The 12,521-nt window shown below is 42.6% G+C and carries 15 protein-coding genes; 7 read left to right on the forward strand and 8 right to left on the reverse strand.

Annotated elements, in window-relative coordinates; genetic code table 11:
• Positions 1 to 10 precede the first annotated feature (10 nt).
• The 4 genes from F597_RS20990 (at position 11) to F597_RS0115250 (ending at position 4,201) form a co-directional block, all read left to right on the forward strand.
• On the forward strand, positions 11 to 925 hold the full coding sequence (locus F597_RS20990) for a patatin-like phospholipase family protein (RefSeq protein ID WP_019540623.1): 915 nt from the start codon (positions 11 to 13) through the stop codon (positions 923 to 925).
• Positions 922 to 2,616: an alpha-amylase family protein gene (locus F597_RS0115240; protein ID WP_019540624.1), complete on the forward strand. Its 1,695-nt coding sequence runs from the start codon at positions 922 to 924 to the stop codon at positions 2,614 to 2,616. The genes F597_RS20990 and F597_RS0115240 overlap by 4 nt, the downstream gene beginning before the upstream one ends.
• Before the next feature lie 119 nt (positions 2,617 to 2,735).
• Positions 2,736 to 3,671 carry a ribose-phosphate pyrophosphokinase gene (locus F597_RS0115245; protein WP_026327511.1) on the forward strand — a complete coding sequence of 312 codons (936 nt, stop codon included), beginning with the start codon at positions 2,736 to 2,738 and terminating at the stop codon, positions 3,669 to 3,671.
• A gap of 122 nt (positions 3,672 to 3,793) precedes the next feature.
• The gene (locus tag F597_RS0115250; protein ID WP_019540626.1) at positions 3,794 to 4,201 is read left to right on the forward strand and encodes a DUF4332 domain-containing protein; all 408 of its coding nucleotides are present in this window, start codon (positions 3,794 to 3,796) and stop codon (positions 4,199 to 4,201) included.
• Positions 4,202 to 4,256: 55 nt separating this feature from the next.
• On the opposite strand, the gene F597_RS0115255 is transcribed toward F597_RS0115250, so the two are convergent.
• On the reverse strand, positions 4,257 to 4,766 hold the full coding sequence (locus F597_RS0115255; RefSeq protein WP_019540627.1) for a low molecular weight protein-tyrosine-phosphatase: 510 nt from the start codon (positions 4,764 to 4,766) through the stop codon (positions 4,257 to 4,259).
• 456 nt (positions 4,767 to 5,222) lie between these two features.
• Between F597_RS0115255 and F597_RS20995 the strand changes: the two genes are divergently transcribed.
• Positions 5,223 to 5,693, forward strand: a complete 471-nt coding sequence (locus F597_RS20995; RefSeq protein WP_019540628.1) for a YbaN family protein — start codon at positions 5,223 to 5,225, stop codon at positions 5,691 to 5,693.
• Between the two features lie 42 nt (positions 5,694 to 5,735).
• Here the strand turns inward: F597_RS20995 and F597_RS0115265 are convergent, their stop codons facing one another.
• From F597_RS0115265 to F597_RS0115290, 6 genes are read right to left on the reverse strand one after another with little or no spacing between them, the layout of a single operon-like run.
• Positions 5,736 to 6,959, reverse strand: coding sequence for an HD domain-containing protein (locus tag F597_RS0115265; RefSeq protein ID WP_019540629.1), 1,224 nt, complete (start codon positions 6,957 to 6,959; stop codon positions 5,736 to 5,738).
• 52 nt (positions 6,960 to 7,011) lie between these two features.
• Positions 7,012 to 7,449, reverse strand: coding sequence for a DUF4395 domain-containing protein (locus F597_RS21000; RefSeq protein WP_019540630.1), 438 nt, complete (start codon positions 7,447 to 7,449; stop codon positions 7,012 to 7,014).
• 45 nt (positions 7,450 to 7,494) lie between these two features.
• Positions 7,495 to 8,319 (reverse strand): orotidine-5'-phosphate decarboxylase, encoded by an 825-nt coding sequence (gene pyrF / locus F597_RS0115275; RefSeq protein WP_019540631.1) that lies wholly within the window; start codon positions 8,317 to 8,319, stop codon positions 7,495 to 7,497.
• Positions 8,297 to 8,578, reverse strand: coding sequence for a hypothetical protein (locus tag F597_RS0115280; RefSeq protein WP_019540632.1), 282 nt, complete (start codon positions 8,576 to 8,578; stop codon positions 8,297 to 8,299). The genes pyrF and F597_RS0115280 overlap by 23 nt, the downstream gene beginning before the upstream one ends.
• Before the next feature lie 33 nt (positions 8,579 to 8,611).
• Positions 8,612 to 9,697, reverse strand: a complete 1,086-nt coding sequence (gene prfA / locus F597_RS0115285) for a peptide chain release factor 1 (RefSeq protein WP_019540633.1) — start codon at positions 9,695 to 9,697, stop codon at positions 8,612 to 8,614.
• Between the two features lie 9 nt (positions 9,698 to 9,706).
• Complete coding sequence (locus F597_RS0115290) at positions 9,707 to 10,882, reverse strand: AIR synthase related protein (RefSeq protein ID WP_019540634.1); 1,176 nt, start codon at positions 10,880 to 10,882, stop codon at positions 9,707 to 9,709.
• A 607-nt stretch (positions 10,883 to 11,489) separates the two neighbouring features.
• Here F597_RS0115290 and F597_RS21005 point away from each other — a divergent pair.
• Complete coding sequence (locus F597_RS21005) at positions 11,490 to 11,744, forward strand: NVEALA domain-containing protein (RefSeq protein WP_157279173.1); 255 nt, start codon at positions 11,490 to 11,492, stop codon at positions 11,742 to 11,744.
• Positions 11,745 to 11,812: 68 nt separating this feature from the next.
• Positions 11,813 to 12,226, forward strand: coding sequence for a 6-bladed beta-propeller (locus F597_RS0115300; RefSeq protein WP_019540636.1), 414 nt, complete (start codon positions 11,813 to 11,815; stop codon positions 12,224 to 12,226).
• 3 nt (positions 12,227 to 12,229) lie between these two features.
• Here the strand turns inward: F597_RS0115300 and F597_RS22090 are convergent.
• Positions 12,230 to 12,521: transposase (locus F597_RS22090; protein ID WP_026327512.1), on the reverse strand; the 292-nt coding region annotated here is incomplete at its 5' end.

The raw sequence follows: 12,521 nt of genomic DNA on the forward strand, positions 1-12,521 counted from the left end.
AGATGAGATCATGGCAATCTTCAGTAAAAGTTACGATCATTTTTTAGGTTATGCCCTGAGTGGAGGCGGCGCCAAAGGGTTCGCCCATCTCGGCGCATTGAAAGTATTGGAAAAATGCGGATTGAAACCCGATGTGATCGCGGGCACCAGTGCGGGAGCGCTCGCCGGCGTTTTCTATGCCGACGGCTACCATCCCGATGAGATTGTGGAACTCTTCCGCAAAAGAGAATTCCGTGAATTTGTCGAGTTCACTATTCCCACAGCCGGTTTTTTCAAAAGTACCGGATTACACAAGTTTTTAAAGAAAAACCTCAGAGCCACACGTTTTGAGGAACTCCAGATACCTTTCCATGTGGTGACTACTGACTGGGAGAGGGCTTGTACCGTCACTTTCTCCAATGGCGACGATCTGGTAGATGCGGTAGTCGCCTCCTGTTCCATCCCCATCGTATTCCAGCCTCAGATGATCCATGATGTACCCTATGTGGATGGGGGATTACTGAAAAATTTCCCCGTTTCGGTCATCCGGAAAAATTGTAAATATGTGATTGGGGTAAATGTATCCCTAATCCTGCCTCCTCCGGAAAAAACCAATATTCGCAGGATGCTGGAACGTACATTTAATCTGATGTCGAACTCCAACACCCTCATCGATAAGGCCTATTGTGATATACTCATCGAGACCCAAGGGATAGAAAAGTATTCCATGTTCGATCTGCAGAATCAACTAAAGATCATGGAAGCGGGATATCATTACGCCATAGTGGCAATGAGCAAAGACGAATCGTGGGAAATTGTGAGAAAGTGCCACAGGCACTATGCACTCACCAGGAAAGTACGTGAGCAACTCCAACGGATCAGAGGGTGGAATGAAGTACAACACCCGAAAAATCCCTATATTACCGAAAACCCAAACGCCTCATGAACCAAAAAATATTTATCTACCAGCTGTTACCACGACTATTCGGTAATAGGGCTACTGCCAATAAAATCAATGGCTCCATTGAAGAGAACGGAACAGGAAAATTCAATGATATTTCCGATACCGTATTACAAAAAATAAAAGCGAGTGGCTACACCCATGTCTGGTATATAGGGGTATTGGCCCATGCTTCTGCTACCGATTATACTGCGTACGGATTACCGGCAGAATACCCGGAGATCATCAAAGGCAAGGCAGGATCACCATACGCGGTGAGGGACTATTACGATGTTGATCCCGATCTGGCAATGAGTGTCCCCGGCAGGATGGTGGAATTCGAGGCATTGATCCGGCGGACACACACCGCCGGTCTGAAGGTGATCATCGATAACGTGCCCAACCATGTAGCCAGGAATTACCGCTCCGTCAACAAGCCGAAGGGAGTAAAAGATTTTGGGGAAGGAGATGATACCTCACAGGCTTTCTCACCACAAAACAACTTTTACTATATACCTGGTCAACCGTTAGAAATACAACGCTCACACAGAGAATCGACCGGTCCTGCATACAATGAGTTTCCCGCGAAAGCGACCGGCAACGACTGTTTTTCCAACCGACCGACCCAGTTCGACTGGTATGAAACGGTGAAACTCAATTACGGAGTGGATTACCTGAACGGGAGGCAAGCGCATTTTGATCCCATTCCCGATACATGGGTAAAGATGAGGGATATACTCCTCTACTGGGCAGAAAAGGATGTCGACGGCTTCCGGTGCGATATGGCCGAGATGGTGCCGTTAGCATTCTGGCAGTGGGCAATCCCTCAGATAAAAGAGAAATTTCCGAATATCATATTTCTGGCAGAGATATACAACCCTTCGGTATACCGTGATTTTCTGGCTGACAACATTTTCGACTATCTCTACGATAAAGTGGGACTGTATGATGTGTTGCGGGATGTCTCCTGCGGCTACAGACCCTCTTCCGACATCACTTTCGCCTTAAACGATGTAGGCGATATCCAGCACAGGATGCTCAATTTTATGGAGAATCATGATGAGCAACGGCTGGCATCCGACTATTTCCTAAAGGAGGGAAATAAGGGGAAAGCTGCCATGATCGCCACTTGTTGCGTCAATACCAATCCGGTAATGATATATGCCGGGCAGGAACTGGGAGAAAGAGGAATGGATGAAGAGGGATTCAGCGGAAAGGACGGACGTACCACTATCTTCGACTACTGGTCGGTAGATACGCTGCGGCGATGGAATAACAACGACCGATGGGATGATGCGCAGCTCTCCGGAGAGGAGAAGGAGTTACAGCAATTCTATCGGCAGCTGATCACGTTATGTAACAGGGAAGCAGCCCTTACCGACGGCCTTTTCTACGACCTGATGCCGTCCAATTATGAAAACCGGGAGTTCGATTCCTCCCGTCTCTTTGCATTTCTGCGGAGTGATAAAAAAGAGCTGCTGCTGGTGATAACCAATTTCGATAACAGAATACAGGAGTGCACCGTGCATATTCCTCGACATGCTCTCACATTTTTCGAAATAACTGATACAGGAAGGGGTATTTTAAAACCTCTGCTACATGAAAATGGTAAAGAATTGCCATTCATGTCCCACTCACCGGTCAGAATTTCACTCGATCCCTATTCGGGAGAAATTTACAGAATTTCTTTTTCATAATATATTCTTTATTGAGTTCACTTTTTTGTACTTTTGTCGGGATTTTCAGTAGACTATTTCCTTTAGAGAGAAGAATTATATTAAGATCCAAATAATTATTTTTCAGAAAACTATCAATAATGCAGGAGAAACCATTTAAAATCTTTTCGGGCACTAAGTCACGCTACTTTGCAGAAAAGGTATGTAACAGTCTGAGTTGCCCGCTGGGTAACATGATCATTGAACACTTTGCCGACGGAGAATTTGCTGTTTCCTATGAAGAGTCGATCCGCGGGAAGCAGGTGTTTCTTATTCAATCCACTTTCCCCAGTTCTGACAACCTGATGGAGCTGTTGCTGATGATTGATGCGGCTAAACGTGCTTCAGCAAAATCGATTGTCGCTGTAATTCCCTATTTCGGTTGGGCACGTCAGGACAGAAAAGACAAGCCCCGCGTAAGTATCGGAGCGAAGCTGATTGCAGATATGCTGGCTGCTGCGGGAATCAGCCGTTTGATTACAATGGACCTTCATGCCGATCAGATCCAGGGTTTTTTCAATACACCGGTAGATCACCTCTATGCTTCCGGTGTTTTTGTAGAATATATCAAACAGCTCGACCTGAGCAATATGGTCATCGCTACTCCCGATGTGGGCGGTACCAAACGTGCCAGTGCCTATTCCAAATTCCTCGGATGCCCGATGGTGATCTGCTATAAGCTAAGGAAGAAAGCCAATGAAATATCGGATATGCAGATCATCGGGGATGTGCAGGGTATGGACGTGCTGCTCATCGATGATATTGTAGATACTGCCGGCACCATTACCAAGGCGGCCGACCTTATCATGGATAACGGAGCCAACTCGGTGAGGGCTATTGCCAGTCACGCCGTGATGTCTGATCCTGCTTCCCTGAGGGTCGACCAGTCGAAACTGACAGAAATCATATTTACCGACAGCATTCCCTATTCTCAAAAATCGGAAAAAGTAAAAATACTTTCCGTGGCCGACATGTTTGCCGACTCCATTATGAGGGTATGCAACAACGAATCCATCAGTTCATTGTATGTAGTGTAAAATTGTAGGTATTTTTTCCACACATTCCCTGAAACTCGAATAGAACTGAGTGTGTAACTTCAAAGATGTAGCTATATTTGGACAGGAATCATTTAATATTAAATCCTATAAAAATTATTCGTATGGCTTACAAAATTGAAGAAATTGAGGGAATAGGTACTGTTTACGGGGAAAAGCTGAGAGCTGCCGGTGTCACCACTACAGAAAGATTACTCGAAAAATGTGCCGGTAAATCCGGTCGTGCCGCTATGGCGAAAGAGACAGGAATCGATGAAAAATTCATCCTGAAATGGACCAACCATGCCGATCTTTTTCGTATATCAGGTGTCGGGCCGGAATTTTCAGAACTGTTGGAAGCAGCCGGTGTAGATACAGTAAAAGAACTTCGGAACCGGAATGCCGAAAACCTGTATGCCAAAATGCAGGAAGTAAACGAAGTCAAGAAACTGGTTCGCCGCCTGCCCTCTTTGGGACAGCTCACTAAAATGATCGAAGAGGCAGGGAAAATAGAACCAAAGATGACTTATTGATGCCCAAAACAAAGGGTAGGGGAAAACGGCTGAGAAATCTGCCGTTTTTTTTATTTTAAAGGCTGTATTTCTTTTTGATGACTTGCAGTAACCCTTCGCAGGCATCTTCCAGCAGGTCGAGCACCAGCTCGAATCCTGATGCTCCTCCGTAATAGGGATCGGGAATATGATCGTGATGAGTGTATTGTCGGGAGAACTCGGTCATCATATGGATCTTATCGGTTTGCTCCTGACTTGTAGCCATTACTCTTACATTGGCAAAATTCTGCCTGTCCATCACCAGGATATAATCGAAATCATCAAAATCGGACTTTCTGAATTTCCGGGCAGGACTATCAAAAGTATATCCTCTTCTTTCGCCATGCGACCGCATACGTTCATCAGGGAGTTCACCTTCGTGCCATCCGGAAGTACCGGCCGAATCCACTTCAATAATGTCCTGCAGACCGTATTTCTCCACGATGCTTGCCATAATGCCTTCGGCAGCTGGTGAACGGCAGATATTCCCAAGACAAACAAAAAGCAAGCGGATCTTTTTTTTCTTTCCCTCTGTAGAAGCCATCATTTATATTTAAAACAGATTTTTCATAACCTTAACAATATCCGCAAAGATAAGGGAAATTCAGTGAAGTACAAAAATTATATTTCCAATTATTTGATTATCTCTGCTCAACATGATTACTCCATCACAATTTCTTATAAATTTTGCAGTTATCAGGTTTTGTAGATAAAAGAATGATAGGTATAAAGAATTATCGTATCCAACAACTGTAGATTAAAATCTATTCAGTTCTTTCATAACTATACCATATTTTTTATCTAATTTTGTGCTTTAGGTTTTTCTTATGAGTGTGGAAATACTTAAATCCGGCTATCCACCACCATAGGCTGGTGATTTAAGCCGGGTTTGTGGCTAACACTACCTCCTCAATCTCTTATGGAAGAAAAATAAGCCAAGCCCAAAAAAGCACCCCTTGCAGAGTAGGCTGGTTTTTAAATTAGACTAAAAAGGAGTACATTTATGGATAAAAATCCGGATCTACATAACCGTCCTGTTACACAGGATTTCTCCATCACCGTATCTGAAAAAGAGGTCAAACTGGAGATCAAAAAAAACAGAATTATACGTATCCTCTATGTCATTGGAGGTACGGTCTCACTTGCACTTGCTATTTTGGGGATCGTAGTACCGGGTCTTCCGGTAACTCCCCTGGCACTGTTATCGGCTTTCCTCTATGCCAAAAGTTCTCCAAAACTATATAACTGGCTGTTGAACAACAAAATATTAGGTCCCAGGATCAAAAATTACCAACGTCGGAAAGGAATTACCCGTAGAGGAAAAGTAGGTGTGCTTGCTTTTATGTCGATTATGGTGCTATTTTCCTCATTTGTAGTAATCGGTCCCGGTACACTGCGGTGGGTAGTCATTTCCCTCGGGATTGTCGGCTGTATCGTTGTGGTATTTTTTGTGCCCAATGCGAAAGAGGAATGATATGCTTCGCACGATATAGAATAGAGGATAAAGGATAGATAATTAATCTCTCAGGTAGGTGAAATAATATTTTTTCACTTTTTTCGACAGCAGTTCGATATTGAGCATATCCGACGCTTTGGAAATATCTTTCACTTCACCGTTCTTGTAGATTATATCGATACTGTCGTCTTCTTCGCTATACATGTCAGTCGTCAGTATATCCGACGAAAGGAAATAGGCTGCTTCCTGCGCAGTAATACCGAATTTTTTCATATATGACGCTATATAACCTGACATTTTTTCCTCACTGCTCTTTTCTTCAGTGATCTCAATTTTAAACAGCTTACGGTTGACCATACCGTCGCTTAACACCGACAATACCGTATCTGGGTGCGAAACCCATACTTTCAGTGCAGACCAGATATCGTTATCGTCCAGGTTAACGAAATGTCGTAAAGCCTCTCCATTATCTTTAAAATCGGCCATAGTGCTCTCTTTCGATAAAAAATAGGAGAGGGCAGGGGAGGCGAACAGTTTTTCGCCCATCATGGATAACTCCTTAGCGCGCCGAAGCGTATTGATCATCATCTTCTCTGCTGCTACCGCCGTTTTGTGCAGATAGACCTGCCAGTACATCAGTCGTCTTGACATCAGGAAGTTCTCAATGGAATAGATCCCTTTGGATTCCACAACCAGTTTATCCTCTTTCACATCGAGCATTTTGATAATACGGGCAGAACCGATATTTCCTTCCACCACGCCGGTAAAGAAACTATCCCGGCGCAGGTAATCGAGCCGGTCCACATCCAGTTGTCCGCTCACCAGTCGGTGAAGGAATCGCTTGGGATAATTATCTGTAAAAATATCGATAGCCATTTGCAAGTGCCCTTGCCATTCCTCATTCATCTGCTCCATAAGCAGTAACGAGATGGTTTCATGGTGGATATTCGTGACCAGGGTATGTTCCAATACATGCGAAAAGGGGCCGTGGCCGATATCGTGCAGAAGGATGGCTGTCAAGGCGGCATCGGTTTCCTCTTTCGATATATCGTGCCCTTTTTCTTTCAGCGTCTTGAGTGCTTCATCCATCAGAAACATCGCTCCGATAGAATGATGAAAGCGGGTATGTTGTGCACCGGGGTATACAAAGGGCGCCAATCCCAGTTGGCGGATACGGTTAAGTCGTTGCAGAAAAGGATGCTGAATGATCTTATAGATAAAATCATTCGGGATATTGATAAATCCGAAAACCGGATCATTGATAATTTTCCTTTTCTCAGACATATTAATCTGTGAGATATATTGAAATCAATTAGAAAATACTAAACGCCTGTTTTCATTTTTTCATATTGATCATAGGAACTACGATCCAATTATATACGTAACATCCCAGACAAATGTTGAAAACGGATTCCAAAGTAGCACATACGATTAATATACCTCCTGTTACATACGCTGCCACATAGAAATGAAGATACAGGAACAGTGCTATCGTCAATGAAAAAACGAAACCCAAACCTGCAGCAAATCTTTTAGGCGGTGCAAAAATAGGTTTCGGCGTTAATTTGAATGCTTTTGCAAGCCCCTTCGCAATAACAGCCAACGGTGAAGGTATACGTGTAAAGGCCCGCAAAGCAAAATCGACAGCTAAAAAAAGTGCCAGCCATAACCATCCTGTCAGCAATGTTATTAATGTGAGCAGAATTACTTGTGCAGCCACAAGCCGTACGATCCTTTCATTCACATGATTTTTTGAAATACTTTTTTGTGCCATATGGTTATATTTTTTAAAGAATTATTTTTCCGGATAATCATATGTCTACAGATATTTCTTCAGCATCTCCCGCATCTCCTGCTGTAACTTTCTCGCCTCTTGTCCGGCAGTATAAGCAAAATCTTCGCTGCTATCCGCATAAATAATTCCCCGTGAAGAGTTAACCAGCAGGCCGCAGCTTTTGTTCATTCCGTACCGGCACACCTCTTGCAATGAACCACCCTGTGCCCCCACGCCGGGAACCAGCAAAAAATGGTCGGGCACGATCTTCCGCACATCCTCAAAAAGTTTACCCTGGGTCGCGCCTATCACATACATCATCTGCTCATCGGTCGCCCATTGCTGCGACACACGCAGTACTTTTTCGAAAAGGCGCTCGCCGTTACGGTCTTCCATCAATTGGAAATCATGCGATCCCTTGTTACTGGTGAGTGCAAGCAGGATCACCCACCGTTCGGAATAGATCAGGAACGGCTTTACGCTATCTTCTCCCATATAGGGAGCCACCGTCACTGCGTTAACTTTTACTTCATCGAAAAAAGTGCGGGCATACATCTCGCTGGTATTCCCGATATCACCGCGTTTGGCATCGGCAATGACAAACTGATCCGGATAGCGCTGGCGGATATAAGCAACGGTTTTTTCAAACGCCATCCATCCTTTCACCCCTTCGCTCTCATAAAAGGCAAGATTGGGTTTATAGGCCACGCAGTAAGGTGCTGTGGCATCGATAATGGCTTTATTGAATTCGTAGATTGGATCTTCCGCCTCCAGCAGGTGATCCGGGATCTTTTTTATATCGGTATCCAGTCCCACGCAGAGGAAAGATTGCTTCTTCTGTATCTGTTCAAAGAGTTGTTGCTTGGTCATATATTTTAGATGTTTTATGAAAAATATATTTGGTTCCGATTCCATGCCCGGATCGGAAGAAATAATGGATATCTCCGTTCAGATGGGTCGCCCAACAAAGGTCGTTATTGAGTTGATCGATTTTCTCTTTGTTGACAACTCCATCAATATTTCCCTCTCCCGTTGCAGTTAAATATCCCAATCCGCCTGACGTGCTGATGCGGAGCCTCGGAATCTTATTCTCTACCTGTGCCGGCAGGGAAGAATAGGTGCAGTTCATATCTATTCAAAATACTCGTAAAAATATGCTACCTTATAATTCCGCTTCTTTCATCCTTTCCGCATTTTCGCTCACCATCAGCTGGTCGATGACTCCTTGGATATCGCCCTCCATAAAAGCCGACAGGTTGTAAATTGTGTAATTGATACGGTGATCGGTAATACGTCCCTGGGGATAGTTATAAGTACGGATCTTGGCAGATCGGTCGCCAGTGGACACCATCGTCTTCCGTCGTGAGGCAATATCACCCTGCCGTTTGGAGAGTTCGATATCATAAAGTTTCGTACGCAGCATTTGCATGGCGATCTCCCTGTTTTTGAGCTGTGACCGGGCCTGCTGACAGATTACCACGATACCCGACGGCCTGTGGGTAAGCTGCACTTTAGTTTCCACCTTATTTACATTCTGCCCGCCGGCACCGCTCGAACGGGCGGTATGAAAATCTATATCGGCCGGATTAAGCTCCACATCGAATTCTTCCGCTTCGGGCAACACGGCTACAGTAGCTGCCGAAGTATGTACGCGCCCCTGGGTTTCTGTCTGCGGTACACGTTGTACGCGATGCACACCCGATTCATATTTCAATGTACCATAAACATCGGTGCCACTCACTGTGAAGATGATTTCTTTATAACCGCCGGATGTACCTTCGGTAAAGCTGACCAGTTCAGTAGTCCACCCCTTGCTTTCACAATATTTAGTGTACATTTTGTAAAGGTCTCCCGCGAAAATAGCCGCTTCGTCGCCTCCGGTACCACCACGGATCTCCATCACCACATTCTTGGCATCTTCGGGATCGGCAGGAATGAGTAACAATTTGATCTTCTCTTCCAATAGGGGTAGTTTTTCGGTATGAACAGTGAGTTCTTCATTGGCAAGTTGCCTTAAATCGGAATCCGATTCGTTGGCCAGAATATTCTTTGCTTCGGAGATACTCTCTAATGCAGCCTTATACTCATTCCGCACCTCCACAATCTTTTGAAGGTCGCTGTATTCTTTGTTCAGTTTTACGTAACGATCCATGTCCGAAATCACTTCCGGATCGGTAATCAATGTCCCCACTTCTTCGAAGCGGGTAACCAAATGCTCTAATTTATCGAGTAATGAGTTTTGTGACATATATACTGTTTATATGTAACGGAATTGCCCGAATTCACTTTCGATCACCAGTTCACGGACATCCGATTTTTCGACGTATCCCACAATCCGGGCGTCTACATTGAACGAACGGGAGATATCGATCACCTGTTGTGCATGTGTAGGAGAGAGATATATCTCCATCCGGTGCCCCATATTGAATACTTTATACATTTCGTCCCATGCCGTACCGGATTGCTTTTGGATCAGGTCAAAGAGGGGAGGGATAGGGAATAGGTTGTTTTTCACCACTTTGAGTCCTTCTTCCAGGAAATGGAGTATCTTGGTTTGCGCTCCTCCGGAGCAGTGAACCATTCCATGAATATCCTGCTTTAACTCTTTAATTGCCAGAGAGATAACAGGGGAATAAGTGCGGGTAGGGGAGAGTACCAGTTTTCCGGCGTCAATACCCAGATTATCAATTTCATCAGTCAACTTCATCCGGCCGGAATAAACCAGGTCGGCAGGGATGGAGGCATCGTAACTTTCCGGATATTTTTGTGCCAGATAATTGGCAAACACGTCGTGGCGTGCCGAAGTAAGCCCGTTGCTGCCCATACCGCCGTTGTATTCTTTCTCGTAGGTTGCCTGTCCCGATGAGGAAAGTCCGATAATCACATCGCCGGCCTGAATACGGGCGTTATCGATGACATCAGAACGTTTCATGCGGCAGGTGACCGTGCTGTCCACAATAATAGTACGTACAAGATCACCCACGTCGGCTGTTTCACCGCCTGTGGGATAAATATGCACCCCCAGACCTGAAAGTTCTTCGCACAATTCATTGGTACCGCTAATGATAGCTGAGATCACTTCTCCCGGGATCAGATTTTTATTTCTGCCGATGGTGGAAGAGAGCAGGATATTATCGGTAGCGCCCACGCAAAGGAGGTCATCTATATTCATTATCAATGCATCCTGTGCAATACCTTTCCATACGGAAATATCTCCGGTCTCACGCCAGTATATATAGGCTAACGATGATTTGGTACCGGCACCGTCGGCATGCATGATATTGCAATATTCAGGATCGTTACCTAAATAATCAGGTACGATCTTACAGAATGCTTTCGGAAAAATGCCTTTATCGACTGTTTTGATGGCATTATGTACATCTTCTTTTGATGCCGAAACTCCTCTCTGTATATATCTTTGATTGTCAGTCATTAATTTTATATATTGGATAATTTTTTCGGATTTCTTTTATGATGAAAACAGGTCGGTACTTTTACTGTACACTTTGATTTAGTTACTGTTGTTTCTAAGTGATAGATTGTGTACATAAATTTATTTTTTAATCTTGCCCGGATAATGAGTACAAAAGTAATAAAAATGTGCCAATGGGTCAATATGCTAATATGCCAATAAAATAATTAAATCCATTTCCTATAATTACTATTATGTTTAATTTATTATTCCTATTCTCTTCAGCTTTTTTCTTTACAAAAACAGAATTTAGACAGAATCTTAACACAATTATTTTGTGAAATATCATTTTGCTTTCTTTTAATTTGCAATACAAGAAGGTTTAGTAGAAAAATGATAAATGTAAAAACCTGAAATTTAGTCAAATAAAAAAATGAGTTATAAGTGAGTTAAAAAAATTGTACACAAAATGGCTTTTACATACATTTATCTGGAAAAAGGAAAAAAAGGAAGGAGGTTAAAGGCATAAAATTAAAGAAAGATAAAGTACATACTATCGTACTATTCAGCTATTGAAATGATAAATATAGCTATCAATTATTTAATTACTAATTAGAAAATGAAGATTATGGTTAAGAAAATGTTAGTCAGTGTACTTGCACTCACATTACTTGTTGTTACAGGATTTGGTATTAGCATCTCTAAAAATAGTGTTGATACTTTTAATGATTTGGCCATTAATAATATTGAAGCATTGGCCCAAATGGAGAATGTAGATCCTTGGGCACGTTATGAATATGTGACTTATTATTTTTGTGGAGACTTAGGAGGGTACAAAATGTGCCATAATTGTGCTGGAAGTGGCAATCTTTTTTGTATGTAATTAGTTAGAAAGGGCTTAAAGCCCTTTCTATAAAACTGAATAATTCAACCATATTAAAAGATTTACGTATGAAATATACTTTTTTATTTCTATGGTTATTCTTACTAATCTCCTGCATGAGCAGAGAAAATAATAAGAAACCAATAATCAAGATATCTGACAGAGAGAATATTAATATTGACATTAATATCAATAAAGTATTAAAAATACCTATAAATAATTCTTGCTATATCAGTGATATAACACAAATTTCTAAAGTCATGAATAACTTAATAATTGTAGATGCAAATAAGATACCGTCTGTTTATATTGTTGATTTAGATAAAAATTCAATAAGGGAACTTACGTCTAAAGGTCCTGGTCCTAAAGATTATATACACCCAGCATTTACTACTATTGATTATAGTAAGAAAGTTTTAAATGTCTTAGATATTGGAAAAAACAGTATAATGAACTACAGTATTGATAATAATTTTCTTTAATGATTATCCGCAATAGTTCCTATTATAAATTCTTGATTTGAAATCGGGCGTGTAAGTGAGGGCAGCTACCAGAAGCCTGTCAAACTGCTTCTCACCGAAATAACGCCTGTTGAACTTGTAACAGAACTGATTTAGATAATATTGTAAGTATTCGGGTTTCATTTTGTAATATACGCCCAATAATTGTCGCTTGGCATTACTTATTGCCGTATGGACCCAGGGCAGGACACTGGGGAGCTCCTTGGGTGGGATGACAGATGCCGTATGCGAATGGACATGTTCTTTTAATTGTGTA

The organism is Proteiniphilum acetatigenes DSM 18083, assembly GCF_000380985.1.
Lineage (GTDB): Bacteria > Bacteroidota > Bacteroidia > Bacteroidales > Dysgonomonadaceae > Proteiniphilum > Proteiniphilum acetatigenes.